The organism is Haematobacter massiliensis, assembly GCF_000740795.1.
In the GTDB taxonomy this organism is placed as follows: Bacteria; Pseudomonadota; Alphaproteobacteria; order Rhodobacterales; family Rhodobacteraceae; genus Haematobacter; species Haematobacter massiliensis.
On sequence record NZ_JGYG01000006.1, the window covers coordinates 96990 to 116432 of the forward strand.

Sequence of the window (19443 nt, forward strand, 5' to 3'; positions counted from 1 at the left end):
CTCGAAACTCCGCCTTCTGAGGAATTGCCGCTTACGGTCCGACCTTCACATCCATGACGAAGCCGTCGTCGGAAGGTGTCAGGTCAATGGAGATCGGCCCGATCGCCCGCGGATCGAGCATGTGGACGCCACCGCAAGGGATATCGACAGTGCCGTTCTCCAGCGTCGCGCGCCATGTCCGCCGGCCGGAGAGCGCGTCCTCTGCCGGAAGCACCTCGATCCGCCGGATCCTGCTCAGCATGGCATTGGCTTCCGTCGCGATGGCATTGGCAAGGCCGGCGCTGTCCTGCCGGAAACGCTCGGCGTCAAACCCCGCCTTCCGGGCGCTCTTGCCGATCCTGTAGGTCTCCCGGCTGCCATAGGGCGCGATACGCGAAGCGGCGATGAGCTTCTGGTCGGTGTTCGGCTGCCCCTGACCATCCTCCGAAATCGGCTTTTTCCAGTAGGACGCGAGCACCCGGTTGAGGGCCAGCGCGGCTATATGGGCGGCGGTATGGCCTGTAGCCAGCGCATCGCGGCTTGCCGGATCGACGCGGAGAGTGACCTCCATCCCTTCCACCAAGGCAGACGTGTCGCCGACGATATGGCCCACCTGAAGCGCCACTCCCTCCGCGCCGCGCGGTGTGGTGGCAGGATCGACGACAGCGCCATCGGCCAGCACGATTGCCTCGGGCACCTCCAGCGTCACGCCACCCGCAAGCATCACACCGCTGTCCGACGGCTGGTCGGGCCACCAGGGATCAATGGGGTGGAAGGGCGTGCGGTCGGTGACGACCGCGCTCCGCCCCTCGGCCAGCGGCAGGATACGGAGGACGGTCGCGGTCTCCTCCAGTCGACCTGCGGGAAAGGTGACATGTGTGTCCATGCCGCCGATATAGCGCAGCGTCATGGCTCGTCAGCCCTTCATCCCTCTTTGCACCACCCATGAGGCTCTTTATTTGCATCGCGCCGATGTGATCGAAATCGCCGGGGCCGCCGCGCGACCCTCGCCCGAACGGAGTCCGCGATGAGTTACTTTCCGAAATGGCCCCTGACCCGCAATACCGTCGTGCTGCCGGATGAGCGACTCTCCTGGGGTGCGACGGTGCCGATGGGGGTGCAGCACCTGCTGGCGATGTCCGGCTCCACCATCCTCGCGCCGCTGCTGATGGGGTTTGACCCGAACCTCGCGGTGCTGTTCTCGGGCATCGGCACGCTGATCTTCTTCGTGCTGACAGCGGGGCGGCTGCCGAGCTATCTCGGCTCCTCCTTTGCCTTTATCGCAGTGGTCATCGCCGTGACGGGTTATTCCGGTACGGGGCCGAACATGAATATCGGCCCGGCGCTTGGCGGGATCATCGCGGCAGGGGCGCTCTATGCGGTGATCGGCCTCATCGTCATGGCTGTGGGGACCGGCTGGATCGAGCGGCTGATGCCGCCTGCCGTGACCGGGGCCATCGGTGCGGCCATCGGCCTGAACCTCGCGCCTGTGGGGGTGAGCAGTCTTCAGGGCAGCGGGGCGCATATGGTGGCCGCCCTTCTGACGCTGGGCTCCGTTGCGCTGTTTTCGACCTATGGGTCCATCGTGACGCGCCGGGTCTCCATCCTGCTCGGGATCACGGTGGGCTATCTTGCGGTGCTCGTCATGGGCAACGGCTTCGGCTGGCTGCCGCCGGTCGATTTTTCGGAGCTTGCGGCCGCGCCATGGGTGGGCATCCCGACCTTCCACAGCCCGACGTTCAACCTCTCCGCGATGAGCCTGATCGCGCCGGTGGCGCTGATCCTCGTTGCGGAGAACCTCGGCCATATCAAGGCGATTGCCGCGATGACGGGGCAGAACATGGATCGTTACATCGGGCGCGGCTTTCTGGGCGACGGAATCGCGACGATGGTTTCCGGCTCCGGCGGCGGAACGGGCGTGACCACCTATGTGGAGAACATGGGCGTCATGGCAGTGACCAAGGTGTTCTCCACCCTCGTCTTCGTCGTGGCGGCGGTGGTGGCCATCGCGCTCGGCTTCTCACCGAAGTTCGGGGCGCTTCTGCGGACCATTCCCGCGCCGGTGCTGGCGGGGCTCGGCGTTGCGGTGTTCGGGTTGATCGCGGCGGCGATGATCCGTCTCTGGGTGGACAATCGTGTCGATTTCTCGGACCCGCGCAACCTGTTCACCGTTGGGATCGCGCTGATCTTCGGTGCGGGGGATTTCTCGTTCTCCATCGGTTCCTTCACGGTCGGCGGGATTGGCACCGCGACCCTGGCGGCGCTCATCATGTATCAGCTTCTGGGCATCGGCAGGCGCGATCAGGGCTGAAGCCGCGGATCGAGGGCAAAGCGTCCCTGCGTGATGTCCGTCATCATGTCTCCCGTCGTCGCTCCGGCGATGAAGATCACGTTCCAGCTGTGCCGGGACACCGCGCTCGGGATCAGGACGAGGGGATGCGCGGTCAGCAGGGCGTCGCCAAAGGTCTGCTGATTGCGGTTCGGCGTCGCGGGAGAAAGCCAGTTGGGGTTCGGCACATCCTCGGGCCGGACCACGTGGAGGGCGGCCGGGTCGATCCGGGCGGAGGTGAGCACATGCGGCTCCGTGTCCAATACGTGGAATCCCTTGTGCACTGCCACTTCCAGCACTGCCGTGGCAGGGTCGAGCGAGGCGTAGACCGCCCGCACGCCGGGAGAGTTCCATCGCCCGCCCACGCGGAAACTGCCCTCACCACTCGCCCAGACGGGGGCGTGGATGGCCCGGTCCAGCCGCCAGAGCCGTAACTCCCCCGTCCCAAGCGGCGGGGGGAGTGGCGTCACGTATAGACCCCGTAGTCGATCCGGGTCAGGTAGTCCTCAACCGCTTCCACACCTATGGCAGTGGCCAGCAGGTCAATAGGGCGGCGGTTGTCCAATCCGAGGGCAGGGGTGCTCATCCAGCCCTCCGCCGCCTCGCGGGAGCCGAAGATCTCCGTCGCCCGGCCGAGGATTTCGGCGAATTTCCATGTCCGGCTGCTTTGCTCCGTATTCAGGACGCGCTCTCCTTCCTCCCGCTTGCGGCGCTGAAGCGTGCGTGTGCTGATGCCGATGGCCTTTTCCAGCGCGGCGTCGGAGCCAAGGAAGCTGACCTCTCGTGTCAGGTGGACGAGCGCGGAAGAGGGCAACCCGCGCATCAGCAGGTCATGGGCTTCAAGGCTCGTGCGGATGGGTCGGCGTATGGTGCGCTGCCCCCCGAGGAGCGCGTAGGTCCGCTCAATGTCGTGTTCGATGGGAGCCAGTTCGTTCATGGAAGTCTCCCCAAGATGACATATGACGGATATTATATGACAGGTGACGCCGCATTTTTCAAGCGTCTCGACAATAGCCCGAACATGATGCATCATGTTTGGATGACGCCACTTTCCATCCCCGATCATGACAGCCTTGGCGGCGCGGTCTACGCGATGCTCTGCGACGGGCTGATGAAGGGACGGTTTCAGCCGGGGGACCGGCTTCGTATCCGGGAGCTGGCGGAGCAGCTCGGCACTTCCGTCACCCCCGTACGGGATGCGATCCTTCGGCTTGTGCATGACGATGCAGTGGTTTTCCGCTCGCCCCGCGATATCCGCATCCCGGCCATTACCGCTGACCGCTACCGGGAGATCCGCGACATGCGCCTTCGGCTGGAGGCGATGGCAGCGGAAGCCGCGGCGCTTGCGGCGACGCCGGACGATATCCGTCGTATCGAGAAGACCTTGAACGACAACGAGAATGCGCTCCTTTCCCATGACCGGCGGGCGGCGACCGCGCTCAACCAGTCCTTCCATTTCCTGCTGCCGGAAATCGCAGGGATGCCGGTTCTGCATGGCGTGCTGCGCCGGCTCTGGCTCCAGATGGGGCCGCTGATCGCTGATAGCTACGATGCGGGCGGCCGCGCGATGATCGACTATCACTACCCTGTCCTCGATGCGATACGGCGGCGTGACCCGGCGGGGGCGGCGGTGGCGATCATGAGTGATATCACGCTTGGCGGCGCGGCCATCGCCGCGAGGGTCGGACAGGCGACGGAATCATTGCCCCCGCGCCATGCTCCGATTATGATGCATCAAACTTCCTGAGGTGCCGCCGTGACCGCTGAACGCCCCATCATGCTGCTGACCGGTGCAAGCCGGGGTATCGGCCATGCCACCGTCAAGCTTTTCCAGCAGCGCGGCTGGCGCATCCTCACCGTCTCGCGCCAGGCGTTCTCCGCGGAGTGCGCCTGGCCGGAGGCGCGCGAGAGCCACATTCAGGCCGATCTCGCCGATCTGGACAGCATCGAGCGACTGGCAGAGGATGTCCGCGCGCGCCTGCCGGACGGCAAGCTCCACGCACTGGTCAACAACGCCGGTATCTCGCCCAAGGGGCCGGAGCGGACACGGCTCGGCGTGATCGGCACCGATGCCCATGCCTGGACGCAGGTGCTCAACGTCAACCTCGTCTCCACAGCACTTCTGGCGCGCGCGCTTCTGCCGGAGATGGAGCGGGCGAAGGGTTCCATCGTCAATGTCACCTCCATCGCCGGGTCACGCGTGCACCCGTTCGCCGGGGTGGCCTATGCGGCCTCGAAGGCGGGGCTGGCGGCGCTCACGCGCGAGATGGCGCATGAGTTCGGTGGGCGGGGTGTGCGCGCGAATGCCATCGCGCCGGGAGAGATAGAGACCTCCATCCTTTCGCCCGGCACGGATGCGCTGGTGGCGGCAGAGGTGCCGATGGGGCGGCTCGGCAACCCGGCGGAGGTTGCGTCCACCATCTACTTCCTGTGCTCGGATGCGTCGTCCTATATCAACGGCGCGGAAATCCACATCAATGGCGGCCAGCATGTCTGACCGGCTGCAGGAGGCGGCCCGGCTGCTGCTGGTCCCTCCTCCCGGCGTATCGGAGGCGGAGGCGGAAGCCTTCGCGCGTCAGCATTATGGCCCGGCCGCGTGGGATGGCCAGAGTGCATCGGGCGGTCAAGGGGCACGGGATGGCCAAGGCGCAGGGGCGCAGGCGCTCAATGGTGAGCGGGACAGGAACTTCCGTCTGGGCGGCGCGGTGCTGAAATTCTACAATCCGGCGGAGGAGGCGAGCACCCGCGCGCTTCAGCATGGCGCGCTCCGCCATCTCGCGGCGGAGGGGCTGCCCACGCCCCGACTGATCCCGACACTCACCGGGGCTGAGGAGGCGGTGGCGGAGATCGGAGGGCAGGCGGTCGCGGCGGTTATGTTGACCTGCCTTCCGGGCCGGATGCCTGCAACCGTGACGCCCGCGCTCCGCCGCGATGTCGGCGCAGTCGCGGGGCGCCTGATGGCGGCTTTGGCAGGCTACACCCATCCGGCGGCGGAACGGGTGATCCTCTGGGACATGATGCGTCTGCCGCTGCTGCGACCTTTGGCGGAGACGGAACCCCGCCTGCTGCCTTGGTTTGAGCGGTTCGAGGCCGAGGTGGTTCCCGCAGCCGCCAGCCTGCCGCATCAGGCGATCCACAACGATCTGAGCCTGTCGAACCTGTTGGTAGGGTCGACGGGCGCGGTCACTGGCGTGGTCGATTTCGGCGATCTGGTCCTTGCCCCGCGCGTGAACGAACTGGCCATCGCTGCGAGCTACTTCATCACCCCTAGGGACGATCCCGTCGCCGCGGTGGCGGAGATGCTGGCGGAGGCCGCCCCCTTCGTTCGGCTCACGCAGGCGGAACTCCTGCTGCTGCCCGACCTGATCCGGGCGCGCCTTGCCACGCGCATCCTGCTCTCCACCTGGCGCGCGGGACTGTTCCCGGAGAATGCCGCCTATATCCTGCGGAGCAACACTGCCGCCTGGGCGCTATGGGCCCGGTTGGAGGGGGAGGGCGACATGGCCCCTCACCTCGCCGCGCTTGCGGGGGAGACGGCATGAGCGACGAGACCCTGATCGCGCGGCGGGAAAAGGTGCTCGGCCCCGCCTACCGGCTGTTCTACGACCGGCCCCTGTATCTTGTCCGCGGGCAGGGCGCCCGCGTCTGGGATGCGGAGGGACGGGCTTATCTCGACGCCTATAACAACGTGCCCTCCGTCGGCCACTGCCACCCGAATGTGGTGGCTGCGCTGGCGGAGCAGGCAGCGGCGCTGAACACCCATACGCGCTACCTGCACGACAACGTGGTGGATTACGCCGAACGGCTGGTCGCTACCTTTCCCGCGCCGCTCTCACAGGTGATGTTCACCTGCACGGGGAGCGAGGCGAATGACCTCGCCCTCCGCGTTGCTCGGTCGGTGACGGGGGCACAGGGGATCATCGTGACGGCCAATGCCTATCACGGGGTGACTGCGGCGCTGGCGGAGATCTCTCCCTCCCTGGGCCCGGCCAATCCTCTTGGCGCGCATGTCCGCGTGGTGCCCGCCCCCGACAGCTACCGGCTGGGCGCCGAGGGTGCAGAGCGCGCGCTGACCCAGGGTGTAAAGGACGCCGTGCGGAGCCTTCAGGCTGCCGGACATGGCGTGGCCGCCTTCCTCTGCGACACGGTGTTTGCCAGCGACGGGGTCTTCACCGATCCCGTTGGGCTGCCTGCCGGAGCGGTGGCTGCCGTCCGCGCGGCGGGCGGGCTCTTCATCGCCGATGAGGTGCAATCCGGCCTCGCCCGCCCCGGTGGGAGCATGTGGGCATTCGAGCGGCACGGGCTGATCCCGGACCTCGTGACGCTGGGCAAGCCCCTGGGCGACGGACATCCGATCGCGGCTCTGGTCGCCCAGCCACAGTATCTGGAAGAGTTCGGCAGGAAAACACGATATTTCAATACGTTCGGAGGCAATCCTGTTTCCGCCGCCGTGGGGCGCGCGGTGCTGGACGTCATCGCGGAGGAGGGGTTGCAGGAGAATGCCCGCCGGGTTGGCGCCGCTCTGCGCGCAGCGCTTCAGGGTCTTGCCGCGCGGCATGAGGTGGTGGGAGATGTCCGCGGGGCCGGTCTTTACGCGGCGGTGGAACTTGTGTCCGACCGTGCCGCGAAAACGCCGGATGGTGCGCGGGCCTTGCGAATGGTCGGCGCGCTGCGGGAGGCGGGCGTGCTCGTCGGCTCCTGCGGGGCGGCGGCGAACTGTCTGAAGATCCGCCCGCCGCTCTGCTTCTCTGAGGCTGATGTGGAGGAACTGGTCGCGGCGCTTGACCGCTGCATGACGCAGATCGCGGCGCCCGCCTGATCCTCAGCCCGCCTGATCGTCAGCCGGGTCGTGGCAGTCCCGCCACCTCACCCCGCTACACCAGATCGCGGCAAAATGCGGCAAACCGCGCGATTACCAGCGGCGGGTTCAGGCCGCGCATCGTGAGCAAGCCGATACGGATGGGGCGGCTTTCATCGGTGATAGGCACGAAGGCCAGCCGCCCGCCATCCAGCGCCAGATTGGATTCAGGCCGGATATTGGCGATGGAATAGCCAAATCCATTGGCCACCATCGCCCGCATGACAGACATGTCGCGCGTCCGCTCCGCGATCCGCGGGACAATGCCGCGCTCCCGAAAGAGCGACAGGAAATAGGCCGTGCTGTGCGGCAGGTCGAGCAGGATCATCGGCTCGCCTGCCAGTTCGGTCACGCTGATCGCCGCGCGGGAGGCAAGTGGATGCGTTTCCGGCAGGACGACATGCGGCGGGAGGGTGGCCAGCGGTTGAAAGGCCACGTCGGGCGGAATGTCCATGTCATAGCTGAGCGCCACGTCGAAACGGCCGGAGCGCAGCCCTTCCAGAAGTTCCGCGTGGTCCCGCTCGAACTGCGCGAATTCCACCTCCGGGTGCGCGTCGCAGAAGGCGCGGCGCAGGGCGGGGATCACGATCTGTGCGAAGGTGACGAGACAGCCGACATTGAGCGGCCCCCTGACCTGTCCGGTCAGCGCGTTGGACAAGGCATTGAGCTTGCCCGCCTCCGCCAGAATGTGCCGCGCCTGCTCGACAAAGCGCCGCCCGGCTTCCGTCATCGCCAGCCCGTGTGCGTGACGGCGCACAAAAAGCGTGAGGCCGAACTCCCGCTCCAGCTGGGAAATCGCGGTAGAGACAGAGGGGGCTGAGACATTCACCCGCTCCGCCGCCTCCGTGACGGAGCCAAGCTCGCCGACGGCGACGAGGTATTCCAGCTGACGGAGTGTGAACCTGAGCATCGGTCTCCCTCTCTGCCCGCTGAACTTAACGGAAGTGCAAGAAGCGGGATCAGGCCGCGCTTTCCGCACGCTGCTCCGCGATATGATCGGCAAGATACGAGGCGTCGTGCCATACCCCCCAGATGAAGGAGGATGCGCGGCGCGAGAGCCATGGCAGGCCGAGGAAGTAGAGCCCCGGAACTTCCGACACGCCACGCTCATGCCGGGGGCGGCCCTTCTCATCGAAGGTGTCGAACGCGATCCAGCCGTAATCAGGAACATAGCCCGTGGCCCACAGGATGGTGGTGACACCCGCTTCCGCCAGATCCAGCTGCGCGAGCGGATGCGTAACGCAGTCCGGGTCCGGCGGCAGGTGACGGGCTTCAGGCTCTTCGGGAAGGTCGAGTCCCTCCTTCGCCACATAAGCATCCGCCTCATCCATGAGCGACGAGTGGTTGGCATCGCCAAGCGCGATGTTTCCCGCCAGATCGGGGGCGAAACGCAGCATGCCGCCCTCGAACGCTTCCGCCCGGCCGACCAGGGTCATCCCTTCGGCGGCGAGGCGGCGGAAATCCACCGTGCGCCCGCCGTTCGCGCCGCTGACGGCGATCGTCACATGCTCCGTACCGGGGGCGGGCACCTTCTTGTCCCAGATGCCCAGCACCCCGAGCCACCACACGAAATCCTTGCCGCGATAACTGCGGAATGGCCGGTCATGCGGCCCGACCGAAAGATACACCCGCCGGCCGGAGGCAAGAAGCTCTTCGGCGATCTGCGTCCCGGAGGATCCCGCGCCCACGACCAGCACCGCGCCCGCCGGCAGTTGCGACGGGTTGCGGTAGCTGTGGGAGTGAAGCTGATGCAAACCGGCGCATTCCGGGACGATGGCTGGGATCACCGGCCGCTGGAAGGCGCCTGTTGCCACGACCACGGTGTTCGCCTCCACCATTCCGGCGGAGGTCGTGGCCCGGAAACCACCACCCGGTGCCGGTTCGAGCTGGGTCACCGTCACCCCGGTGCGGATCGGTGCATTGATCCGGCCTGCGTAACTGACGAAGTAATCGGCCACTGTTTCCTTTGGGGGGAAAGCCTCGGGATTGCCTGCGAATTCCATTCCCGGAAAGCGGTCATGCCACGCCGGGCCGTTGGCAACGAGCGAATCCCAGCGTGCCGTACGCCAGCTTTCCGCGATGCGGCTTCTTTCGAGCACGAGATGCGGAATGCCTTGCCGGGCAAGGTGTTCACTCATTGCGACCCCGGCCTGTCCGGCCCCGATCACGAGCGTATCGACTTTCTCGACGGCCATAGCGGCATTCCTTTCGCGGGCATGTGAATGTGAGACCGGATCTACAGCAGCGCTCCCGGGCCGCACATGATCCTTTCGCTCACCTCTGCTTAGGGCGCGGCTAACCAGCGGGCGCTTCCTTCGGACTGCGTTCTTTCGCGGTAAAAACAGGCAGAAACGCCCGTCGCTTTCTTTGCCCTGCCCGGAGAGGATTGTTCTCTTGCGAGCGGCATGAGAAGCGAGGATTTCTCGCGCTCAGCTGGGCGGATGTTCAGCCAAAATGGCGAATATTGAATTATAAACAGTATATTATGGGGATTTCTTCTTTCTACTTTTGCACTCCTTTGCCCCTCCGCCACGCGCCTCCTCCGTCTATTGACGTAGAGGATTTTTACTGTCGTTTCTGCTTCCCATATCCCGAAACCCGCAGACCGGGCAGGAGCAGGAAATGAAGATGATGAAACGGACCCTCGGCGTCGGCACCGCGCTGCTGGCTGCGACGCTCGCCGTGGGGGCGCAGGCGGATGTGCTGAAGATCGGCTATCAGAAGGCTGGCCTTCCCGTCATCGCCCGGCAGCAGCACCTGATCGAGGATGCGTTGAAACCGGCTGGCGTCGATGTGCAATGGGTGGAGTTCTCTGCCGGGCCGCCGCTGGTGGAGGCGCTGAACACAGGCGCGATCCAGGTGGGCTGGACGGGCGATGCGCCGCCGATCTTCGGGCAGTCCGCGGGCGCAGCCATTGTCTATGTCGCGGCCCTTCCGTCCAACGGCAAGGGGGAGGCGATCATCGCGCGGGCGGATTCCGGCATCGCGACACTGGCTGATCTGAAGGGCAAGCGTGTGGCGGTTGGCAAGGGAACCAGCGCGCACAACCTGCTGGTCGCATCGCTGGAGAAGGCCGGCCTCGCCTTCACCGATATCGAACCGGTCTATCTCAGCCCTGCGGATGCCGCAGCCGCGTTTGCATCCGGCAAGGTCGATGCGTGGTCGATCTGGGATCCCTTCCTCGCCATCGCTGAGACGCGGCAGAAGCCGGTCGTGCTGGTGAAGTCGAGCGATGTGCTGAACGTCAACACTTACTTCCTCGCCAACCGGGATTTCGCCGCCACGCATGGTTCGGAGATCACCTCGGTCATTGGCGCACTGGAAAAGGCGGCTGCATGGGCTGACCAGAACCGCGAGAAGGTGGCCGAGGCGCTGCACGAAGTGACGGGCGTACCGATGGAGGCGCAGACGCTCGCGGCCAATCGTGCGGTCTTCGGCGTGTTCCCGATTACGCCCGAGATCATCGCCAATCAGCAGGAAACGGCGGACCGGTTCTTCTCGCTCGGCCTCATTCCCAACAAGATCAAGGTTTCGGAGGCGGTCTGGACCGCCCCGAAAAGCTGAAGCACCCTCAAGGACGGCAGCCATGACCCTCATCGCCCCCCCCTTCCGCGACGGCGCGGATCCGCTGAATTTCTTCTGGTTCATCCCGACCCATGGCGACGGCAGCTATCTCGGCTCCGAAAGCCAGCAGAGGCCACAGGATCCGGGTTACTTCCGGCAGGTGGCGCAGGCCGCAGACCGGTTGGGCTATCAGGGGGTGCTGCTGCCCACGGGGCAGAACTGCGAGGACAGCTGGATCACCGCCGCCGGGCTTGCCACGGCGACGGAGCGGCTGAAATTCCTCGTGGCGCTGCGCCCCGGCGTCACACTGCCGAGCTTCGCCGCGCGGCAGACGGCGGCGCTGGACCGGCTTTCGGACGGGCGGCTGCTGCTCAACGTCGTGGTGGGCGGCAATCCGGTGGAGCTGGCGGGAGATGGCGTGTTTCTCGCCCATGACGAGCGTTACGATCAGGCGCGCGAGTTCCTGACCATCTGGCGCGACCTGCTGGACGGGCGGACGGTGGATTTCAACGGCAAATACTATCAGATGGAGGCGGGGCGCCTGGACTTGCCGACGGTGGAGGGCAAGGCCCCGCCGCTCTGGTTCGGCGGATCGTCGGAAGCGGGGCAGAACCTCGCCGGGGAGCTGGTGGAGACCTATCTCACCTGGGGCGAGCCGCCCGCGCAGGTGGCGGAGAAGGTTGCCGCCGCACGGGCAAAGGCCGCCCGTCACGGCCGCAAGCTCCGCTTCGGGATCCGGCTGCACTTCATCGTGCGGGAGACGGAGGAGGAAGCCTGGGCCGCTGCCGACAAGCTCATCAGCCGCGTGACGGAAGAGCAGATCGAAAAGGCGCAGGCCCGCTTTCTCAAGGAGATGGACAGCGTGGGCCAGCGCCGCATGTCGGAGCTGCATGGCGGTCGGCGGGACAGGCTCGTGGTCGCGCCGAACCTCTGGGCGGGGGTGGGCCTTGTGCGGGGGGGCGCAGGCACAGCGCTTGTTGGCACGCCGGCGCAGGTGGCGGAGCGGCTGCGGGAATATCAGGCGGTCGGCGTCGATACGGTGATCGGCTCGGGCTATCCTCATCTCGAGGAAGCCTACCGCGTGGCTGAGCTGCTGTTCCCGGAGCTCGGCATCCATCGTGACGGCGCCCGCGTCTCCCGCGCCATCGCCAATGAGTTCTCCATCGGTGACCATGGCCGCCGGCTCGCCGGGGCCGTGTCATGAGCGCGGTCGCCGATCTTCCGGCGGAGGAGGCGCGCCGCCCCGCGCCCGCGCTGAGGCTCTTTCGTGCCTGGGTGGGCTGGCTTCTGCCGCTCGCGATCCTGCTGGTATGGGAGGGATGCGCGCGCCTTGGCCTCATCGATGGCACGGTGCTGCCCGCGCCCTCCGACGTTGTCGCGGCCTTCTGGAAGCTGCTGCTTTCGGGAGAGCTTGTGCAGAATATCTGGGCAAGCACCTACCGGGCGCTGGCCGGGTTTGTCATCGGCGGTTCCATCGGCTTTGCCTTCGGGCTGGCGAACGGGCTGTCGCGCCTGTCGCGGGACGTGACGGATACGACGCTTCAGATGGTGCGCAACATCCCCCATCTCGCGCTCATCCCGCTTGTCATCCTGTGGTTCGGCATCGGAGAGGAGGCAAAGCTGTTCCTCGTCGCGCTCGGTGTCTTCTTCCCGATCTATGTCAATACCCTGCTGGGCATTCAGGGCGTCGATCCGCAGCTGGTTGAGATGGGTCGTACATACGGAATGGACAGGGGCGAGCTGTTCCGCAAGGTGATCCTGCCCGGCGCGCTGCCCTCCATCTTTGCCGGGCTGCGCTATGCGCTCGGCATCATGTGGCTGACGCTGATCGTGGCGGAGACGATCGCCGCTTCCTCCGGCATCGGCTACATGGCGATGCAGGCACGGGAGTTCCTCCAGATCGACGTGGTGGTGCTGTCCATCCTGATCTACGCGGTGCTGGGCAAGCTCGCCGATACGCTGGCCCGAGGGCTGGAGCGGCTGACGCTGCAATGGCACCCCGCCTTCCAGACGAAAGGGTGATGCGATGACCGGAATGGCAGTCCGCTTTCGCGGCGTAAGCAAGCAGTTCGGCACAAAGCGCGTGCTGGATGGGCTGGACCTCGACGTACCCGAGGGGCAGTTCGTGGCCATCGTCGGCAAGTCCGGCTGTGGGAAGTCCACCCTGCTGCGGCTGCTGGCAGGGCTGGAGACGCCTGATGCGGGCCGGATCGAACATGGCGCCGTGGGCGAGGGGCAGACCGATACCCGCATCATGTTTCAGGAGCCGCGGCTTCTCCCCTGGGCGCGGGTGGAGGAGAATGTGGCCGTCGGCCTGACCGGGATTGCCGGCGGGCTGACCACCCGTGTCAGAAGCGCGCAACTGCTGGAGGAGGTGGGTCTCGCCGACCGGGGCGGGGACTGGCCATCCGTCCTTTCCGGCGGGCAGCGGCAGCGGGTGGCGCTGGCGCGTGCGCTGATCGGCCAGCCACGGATCCTCGCGCTGGACGAACCTCTGGGTGCTCTGGACGCGCTGACGCGGATCGACATGCAGCGGCTGCTTGAACGGATATGGCGGCGGCAGGGGTTCACCGCGGTGCTCGTTACCCATGATGTGGCGGAGGCCGTGCTGCTCGCGGACCGGATCGTGGTGCTGGAGGAGGGGCGGATCACGCTCGACCTTCCCGTAACGCTGCCGCGCCCCCGGCGCCACGGCGGTGCCGAGGTGGCGGAGGTGGAGCGCCGTGTCCTGTCCCGCCTGCTGGGCGCAGCCGAGGCCGCCTGAATAGAGGCGCGCGATCTGCGCGGCTGGGGTCGCGTCCTGAAGCTCGGCGGTGACCACCTTGCCGGTGGCCAGTCCCCCGGCCCTCGCCATCTCGGTGTAGTTTGGGGATTGCCGGGAATCGGCTGATATGACGCCGTTATGGGTCTTGGTTTCAGCCGCTCAGTCGGAGCGTGAGGCGGCGGGATCCGCGACACAGATCGGTTCGCCGTCCTTGCCGCGTGGGGAGTGCCTGCACTGACCGGTGACAGTCAGCGCTTTGATCCCCGCGGGAGAAGGCGCCTGTGCCCCGACCCACATTCCCCTTGGTTATCTCAGGGTCTTCCATGCCCTCGCCAGTCCGCAGGATCACACCCACGCCGGACCGGGCGACAGGACCGAAGGCGGAGCCTTCGTCATGTCGCTGTTCAGCCGCCATGCTGGCTCGCACCCCGATGGACATGGTCGGAGAAAGTAGCTGGCGGAGCCCGGGGTATTCGGCGTTGATCGCGGACCGGCAAGCGGCCTGGCCATCAGAGTGGCGCGAGCGCGATGGAAAGCAGCAGCGGACTGGGAATGGCTCCTGAGCCTTGGTCCGTGGCTATGGTGCGCTTCTCCGCAGCAGGTACCGCCGTGTCTGGGGCGGAGGCGACGGGACGAGAGGCTCACTCTGCTTGCGGCTTTTGCACTCAGAGACGATATGCCGCATTCCCTCGACGATCACCTCCCGAAGATGTGAGCAGAGCCCACGCAGAGTTCCCTTGTTTCATTGGCTATCGCATATGGCGGTACAGCAACCTTACCGCTTGTCTAAAGCCGCCCGGCGGGTGTAGCGCTATTTCCGACCGGATTCGTCGGAAGTCATTTTGCTCCGGCAGGAGTGCTCCATGCTGCCAACATTTCTGATCATGCTGCGAGAGGGGCTGGAAGCGGCACTCATCGTCGGCATCATCGCGGGCTATCTGGGCCGAACGGGCCGTGCCGGGTGGCTTCCAGCCGTCTGGGTGGGCGTGCTGCTGGCGGTGGCGCTGTCGCTTTTCGTCGGTGCGGGGGTGCTCGTGCTTGGCGCGCAGTTCCCGCAGAAGACCCAGGAGTTGTTCGAGGCGCTGGTGGGGCTGCTCGCAGTCGTCGTGCTGCTCTCCATGGTCCTGTGGATGCGCAAGGCGGCGAAGTCCCTCAGCCGCACCATGGAGCATGACATCGACATCGCACTTTCCCACGGGCGGGGCGCGACATGGGCGCTGATCGGCATGACCTTCTTCGCTGTGGCGCGGGAGGGGCTGGAGTCGGTGTTCTTCCTGCTCGCGCTGTTTCAGCAAAGCCCCGGGCCCGGCGCACCGCTTGGCGCGCTTCTGGGCGTCGCGGTGGCGGTGGCGATTGGCTACGGCATCTATCGTGGAGGCGTCAGGATCAACCTTGGGCGATTTTTTCGCTGGACGGGAGTGTTCATCATTCTCGTCGCGGCGGGGCTGGCAGCGTCGGTATTGCGCAATCTGCATGAGGCGGGGCTGTGGAACCATCTGCAGCAGCCGATCTGGGATATGACGCGCACCCTGCCGGTGCAGTCGGTTCTGGGCACGGTGTTGAGCGGGCTTTTCGGCTATCACGATGCGCCGGTGCTGGGGGAGGTCATCGTCTGGGCGCTGGTCCTTGCGGGCGGGCTGTGGTTCTTCCTGCGCCCCCATGCGGAAACGCCGGGCCAGACCGTGCGGCGGGGGGCCTGACATGGCGCGGAAGACACAACGGCGCCAGAAGACACGCCAGCCCCAAGGGAAATCGCGTCATCGACAGCCCGCGCCGGCGACAGCCGCCGCACGGAAATCGTCGTCGACGCCGCCCACCGGCCGGGGGATGACGCTCGCGCTGGCCGGGTCGGGGCTGCTCGTCCTGCTGGGGGTTGGCGCCTTCTGGCTTGCGGCGCGTGGCGCGGTGCCCGATGCCGCTGCCGACGAGATCGCCGTAACGGTGACGGACAGTACCTGTGAGCCAGCGAACCTTACCGTTCCCGCCGGGAGGCGGACCTTCCGTATCCACAACGCCTCCGATCGGGCGCTGGAATGGGAAATCCTGGATGGCGTGATGGTCGTGGCCGAGCGGGAGAACATCGCGCCCGGTCTCAACGCAACGCTCACCGAGCGGCTCGTCCCCGGCACTTACGCCATCACCTGTGGGCTGCTCTCCAATCCGCGGGGAACGCTGACCGTCGTGCCAACCGAAGCCTCCGAAGCCTCGCGCGTGCAGCCGGAGACCCGCGCCTTCATCGGTCCGCTTTCCGAATACCGTGTCTATCTGAGCCGCCGTGCTTCCCTGCTGGTGGAGGCGACCGCAGCTCTGAGGGACAGCATCGCGGCAGGTGATCTGGAGGGCGCGCGGAGCGCGTGGCGCGCCGCGCGGGAGCCGTGGCGGCAGATGGCCCCCGTCTCCGCCCGGATCGCTGATCTGGCCAACAGCATGGATCCGCTGGCCGAATACCTTGCGGAGCGGGAACAGGACGCGGCATTCACCGGCTTCCACCGCATCGAATACGGCCTGTGGTCGCAAAACACGACAGAGGGGCTTGCCCCGGTTGCGGACAGGCTTGCCGCCGATGCCCTGACCCTGAAGGATCGGCTCCGCACCCTGGAAGTGGCGCCAGCCGATCTGGCGGCGAATGCCGCGGCCCTTGCAGGCCGCCTTGCGGATCAGGCAGGGGCAGCGCAGACCCCCTATGCCGCAGACGATCAGGCGGAGTTCGCAGCGGCGCTGGATGGGATCCGCAAATCCGCGCTGCTCGTCGACCCGCTGGTCATCGCCGCGCAGCCCGAGGCCTCCGCCGCCCTTCACGCCGCGCTGGAGGGGGCTCAAGCGGCGATTGGCGGCTATGCCTCCGATCCCGCAGGCCGGGAGCGTGTGGCGCAAGCCTTCCGCCGTGTCGCGGTCGCGGCCGGGGCGCTCAACCCCGCGATCGGGCTGGAGTAGCGGGATGGCGGAATTCCGTGCCAGCAGGCGGGGCCTTCTGACCGGCGCGGCGGCTCTGGCGGCCGGTTTGCCGCTTGCCCTTCGCGCAGAGACCTCGAACGTCGCGACCGCGCCCGTCGCCGGCATGGCCGCGGAGGCCGATCGCGTTTCCCCCTATGGCGCGCATCAGGCGGGCATCGTGACGCCCCGTCCCGCGAATGGCATGGTGGCCGCTTTCCACGCGATCGCGGCGACGCCAGACGATCTGGAACGGCTGTTCCGGCGGCTCACGGAGCGGATCGTCTTTCTCACCCATGGCGGCCCGGTCCCGGAGCTGGATCCGAAGCTTCCGCCCGCCGACAGCGGCCTGCTCGGCCCGGTGATCCGCCCGGATGCGACGACCATCACGGTATCGCTGGGCGCATCGCTTTTCGATGACCGGGAATGGCTCGCGCCCCACAAGCCGCGCGTGCTGAGCAGGATGGTTCAGTTCCGCAATGACGCGCTTCAGCCGGATCTCTGCCACGGCGATATCGCTCTCCAGATTTGCGCCAATGCGCAGGACACGGTGATCCATGCGCTCCGCGACATCGTGAAATCCCTCCCCGATCAGCTGGTGCTGAAATGGGCGCAGGCGGGCAGCGTGCCGGTCATCCCGCCGAAGCCGGGCGGCACGGCCGAAAGCGCGCGGAACCTCCTCGGCTTCCGCGACGGCTCCGCCAATCCCGACAGTGGCGACAGGGGGCTGATGCGCCGGATCGTCTGGGCGAATGAGGGGGAGCCGGACTGGGCACGGGGCGGCAGTTACCAGGCTGTCCGCATCGTGCGGACCCTTGTGGAGCGCTGGGACCGGACCCCGCTGGGCGAGCAGGAGCGGATCGTCGGCCGGACCAAGATGACCGGCGCGCCGCTCGACCGTCCGGACGGGACGGAGACGGACGTGCCCGACTATGCGCTGGATGCCGAAGGCGCCAGAACCGCGCTGAACAGCCATATCCGCCTTGCCAATCCGCGCGATGCAGGTTCTGCGGACCAACTCATGCTTCGCCGCCCGTTCAACTACGTCAACGGTGTGCTGAAAAACGGGCAGCTCGATCAGGGGCTTCTGTTCATCGCATGGCAGGCGGATCTCGAACGCGCCTTCGTGGCCGTGCAGCACCGGCTCGATGGAGAGCCGCTCGAGGAATATATCAAACCTGTGGGGGGCGGCTACTTCTTCGCGCTTCCGGGCTTCGGCGATGGCGATTATCTCGGCCGTTCGCTGATCGACGCCATCTGAAACCCGACACGCCAGCAGCCAGTCGGACTGTCCTGCCCCAAAAGGGGCCTCAAGAAAGGAAGTTCCATGCGTCTTGTCACCCTCGCCTTCGTCGGCGCGCTCATGGCCGGGCAGGTGGCCCATGCCGCGGCGCCGCTCGATCTTGTCGGCCCGATCAGCGACTACAAGATCTACGTCTCCGAGCAGACGGATATCCTCGTCAAGAACACCCAGACTTTCGTGGATGCCGTGAAGGCGGGGGATGTGGAGAAGGCGAAGGCCCTCTATGCGCCGACACGCGTGAATTATGAGGCGATCGAACCGATCGCGGAGCTGTTCTCGGACCTCGACGTTTCCATCGACAGCCGCGCTGACGACTATGAAAAGGGTGAGGCCGATCCTGCCTTTCCGGGTTTTCACCGCATCGAATACGGCCTGTGGGAGAAGAATTCCACCGAGGGGCTGGCACCCGTGGCGGACAAGCTGCTCGCGGACGTGAAGGAACTGCGCTCCCGGATCGACGAGCTCACCTTCCCGCCGGAAGTGGTTGTCGGAGGCGCCGCCGCGCTCATGGAGGAGGTCGCCGCCACCAAGATCTCCGGCGAGGAGGACCGTTACTCCCACACCGACCTGTGGGATTTCCGCGGCAACTTCGACGGGGCGAAGAAGATCGTCGATCTCGTCCGGCCGCTCGTGACGGACAAGGCCTTCATGGCGAAGGTCGACGCCAACTTTGCCACCATCGACACGACGCTCGAGAAATACCGGGAGGGCGATGGCTATGTCAGCTATGACAAGCTGACCGACGCCGACCGCGTGACGATGGCCGCCGCGGTGAACGTGCTGGCCGAAGACCTTTCCACCCTTCGGGCGAAACTCGGGCTGGACTGAGACCGCAAATGATGCTTGCGGGTCTGCGGGTCTGCGGGTCTGCGGGTCTGCGGGTCTGCGGGTCTGCGGGTCTGCGGGTCTGCGGGTCTGCGGGTCTGCGGGTCTGCGGGTCTGCGGGTCTGCGGGTCTGCGGGTCTGCGGGTCTGCGGGTCTGCGGGTCTGCGGGTCTGCGGGTCTGCGGGTCTGCGGGTCTGCGGGTCTGCGGGTCTGCGGGTCTGCGGGTCTGCGGGTCTGCGGGTCTGCGGGTCTGCGGGTCTGCGGGTCTGCGGGTCTGCGGGTCTGCGGGTCTGCGGGTCTGCGGGTCTGCGGGTCTGCGGGTCTGCGGGTCTGCGGGTCTGCGGGTCTGCGGGTCTGCGGGTCTGCGGGTCTGCGGGTCTGCGGGTCTGCGGGTCTGCGGGTCTGCGGGTCTGCTCTGGATATGTGCCGCAGAGCTTGTGGTTGATGAGCTTCGGTAAGGGGTTTCGTCGCTCGCCAATGCGCCGCTTTTTTCCGACCAGACACGCCGGGTTCCCACAGCTCCAGCGGAGTTACAGCATCCAAGCCTATTGGGCCGGTGCCGGCACTTGCCAGCACCGGCCCAACGACCAAAGGCAGTCCGTGCGCGCTTCATCGGGACAAAGTGTTGTCGTGCGCCGCTGCCGGTCGGAAACCACGCCCTCAGGTGCAATCGGGTGAGGCGTGACCCATAGCGGATTGCGCGCGGCGTGGTGAAGTCGCCGCCCTCTCCCCTCGCGCCTGCCGGGGCATGGACGGTCAGCCCGGTGGGCAAGCTCGGCACCTTGCTTCAGGCCACGCGTATCGCCATCCGCGGGGTGAGAACATGCGGAACCGGGCCGCCTCACGGAACCGGGGAAAGCATCGCCGCCGCGCTATTGTCGACAAGCGTG

The 19443-nt window shown here is 66.5% G+C and carries 18 protein-coding genes and 1 pseudogene; 13 read left to right on the forward strand and 6 right to left on the reverse strand.

The window, feature by feature from the left end; genetic code table 11:
- Positions 1–31 precede the first annotated feature (31 nt).
- Complete coding sequence (locus tag CN97_RS10135; protein WP_035710740.1) at positions 32–889, reverse strand: alanyl-tRNA editing protein; 858 nt, start codon at positions 887–889, stop codon at positions 32–34.
- A 117-nt stretch (positions 890–1006) separates the two neighbouring features.
- Here CN97_RS10135 and CN97_RS10140 point away from each other — a divergent pair, with 117 nt between their 5' ends.
- Complete coding sequence (locus CN97_RS10140; RefSeq protein WP_035710742.1) at positions 1007–2290, forward strand: solute carrier family 23 protein; 1284 nt, start codon at positions 1007–1009, stop codon at positions 2288–2290.
- Here the strand turns inward: CN97_RS10140 and CN97_RS10145 are convergent.
- Positions 2281–2778: an RES family NAD+ phosphorylase gene (locus CN97_RS10145; protein WP_035710744.1), complete on the reverse strand. Its 498-nt coding sequence runs from the start codon at positions 2776–2778 to the stop codon at positions 2281–2283. The genes CN97_RS10140 and CN97_RS10145 overlap by 10 nt on opposite strands.
- Positions 2775–3245, reverse strand: a complete 471-nt coding sequence (gene parS, locus CN97_RS10150) for a type II RES/Xre toxin-antitoxin system antitoxin (RefSeq protein WP_035710746.1) — start codon at positions 3243–3245, stop codon at positions 2775–2777. The genes CN97_RS10145 and parS overlap by 4 nt, the downstream gene beginning before the upstream one ends.
- Positions 3246–3347: 102 nt before the next feature.
- Between parS and CN97_RS10155 the strand changes: the two genes are divergently transcribed.
- From CN97_RS10155 to CN97_RS10170, 4 genes are read left to right on the forward strand one after another with little or no spacing between them, the layout of a single operon-like run.
- Positions 3348–4055, forward strand: a complete 708-nt coding sequence (locus tag CN97_RS10155) for a GntR family transcriptional regulator (protein ID WP_051911162.1) — start codon at positions 3348–3350, stop codon at positions 4053–4055.
- 30 nt (positions 4056–4085) lie between these two features.
- Entirely contained in the window at positions 4086–4805 is a 720-nt protein-coding gene (locus CN97_RS10160; RefSeq protein WP_035711123.1) for an SDR family NAD(P)-dependent oxidoreductase, read from the forward strand.
- Complete coding sequence (locus tag CN97_RS10165) at positions 4798–5850, forward strand: phosphotransferase (protein WP_165496721.1); 1053 nt, start codon at positions 4798–4800, stop codon at positions 5848–5850. The genes CN97_RS10160 and CN97_RS10165 overlap by 8 nt, the downstream gene beginning before the upstream one ends.
- Positions 5847–7127, forward strand: coding sequence for an aspartate aminotransferase family protein (locus tag CN97_RS10170; protein WP_035710749.1), 1281 nt, complete (start codon positions 5847–5849; stop codon positions 7125–7127). The genes CN97_RS10165 and CN97_RS10170 overlap by 4 nt, the downstream gene beginning before the upstream one ends.
- 55 nt (positions 7128–7182) lie before the next feature.
- Here the strand turns inward: CN97_RS10170 and CN97_RS10175 are convergent, their stop codons facing one another.
- Positions 7183–8076, reverse strand: coding sequence for a LysR family transcriptional regulator (locus CN97_RS10175; protein ID WP_051911126.1), 894 nt, complete (start codon positions 8074–8076; stop codon positions 7183–7185).
- Positions 8077–8125: 49 nt separating this feature from the next.
- Positions 8126–9361 carry a flavin-containing monooxygenase gene (locus tag CN97_RS10180; protein WP_035710752.1) on the reverse strand — a complete coding sequence of 412 codons (1236 nt, stop codon included), beginning with the start codon at positions 9359–9361 and terminating at the stop codon, positions 8126–8128.
- Between the two features lie 433 nt (positions 9362–9794).
- On the opposite strand from CN97_RS10180, the gene CN97_RS10185 reads away from it, so the two are divergent.
- Genes CN97_RS10185 through CN97_RS10200 form a run of 4 tightly spaced genes read left to right on the forward strand, consistent with a single transcriptional unit; the run spans position 9795 to position 13494 of the window.
- Positions 9795–10730 carry an aliphatic sulfonate ABC transporter substrate-binding protein gene (locus CN97_RS10185; RefSeq protein ID WP_035711131.1) on the forward strand — a complete coding sequence of 312 codons (936 nt, stop codon included), beginning with the start codon at positions 9795–9797 and terminating at the stop codon, positions 10728–10730.
- 22 nt (positions 10731–10752) lie between these two features.
- Positions 10753–11934, forward strand: coding sequence for an FMNH2-dependent alkanesulfonate monooxygenase (gene ssuD, locus CN97_RS10190; RefSeq protein WP_051911128.1), 1182 nt, complete (start codon positions 10753–10755; stop codon positions 11932–11934).
- Positions 11931–12752, forward strand: a complete 822-nt coding sequence (locus tag CN97_RS10195; protein ID WP_084684093.1) for an ABC transporter permease subunit — start codon at positions 11931–11933, stop codon at positions 12750–12752. The genes ssuD and CN97_RS10195 overlap by 4 nt, the downstream gene beginning before the upstream one ends.
- 4 nt (positions 12753–12756) lie before the next feature.
- Positions 12757–13494, forward strand: a complete 738-nt coding sequence (locus CN97_RS10200; RefSeq protein WP_035710753.1) for an ATP-binding cassette domain-containing protein — start codon at positions 12757–12759, stop codon at positions 13492–13494.
- Between the two features lie 18 nt (positions 13495–13512).
- On the opposite strand, the pseudogene CN97_RS21470 reads toward CN97_RS10200, so the two are convergent.
- Positions 13513–13632: pseudogene (locus tag CN97_RS21470) on the reverse strand (alkaline phosphatase); the annotation flags it as partial.
- A gap of 725 nt (positions 13633–14357) precedes the next feature.
- Between CN97_RS21470 and efeU the strand changes: the two are divergent.
- From efeU to efeO (CN97_RS10220), 4 genes are all read left to right on the forward strand, one after another.
- Positions 14358–15194 (forward strand): iron uptake transporter permease EfeU, encoded by an 837-nt coding sequence (gene efeU, locus CN97_RS10205; protein WP_035710756.1) that lies wholly within the window; start codon positions 14358–14360, stop codon positions 15192–15194.
- Positions 15195–15321: 127 nt separating this feature from the next.
- Complete coding sequence (gene efeO / locus CN97_RS10210) at positions 15322–16428, forward strand: iron uptake system protein EfeO (RefSeq protein ID WP_035710759.1); 1107 nt, start codon at positions 15322–15324, stop codon at positions 16426–16428.
- 4 nt (positions 16429–16432) lie between these two features.
- Positions 16433–17686, forward strand: a complete 1254-nt coding sequence (gene efeB, locus CN97_RS10215) for an iron uptake transporter deferrochelatase/peroxidase subunit (RefSeq protein WP_035710762.1) — start codon at positions 16433–16435, stop codon at positions 17684–17686.
- Positions 17687–17752: 66 nt separating this feature from the next.
- Positions 17753–18556: an iron uptake system protein EfeO gene (gene efeO / locus CN97_RS10220; protein ID WP_035710763.1), complete on the forward strand. Its 804-nt coding sequence runs from the start codon at positions 17753–17755 to the stop codon at positions 18554–18556.
- Positions 18557–19443: the final 887 nt, after the last annotated feature.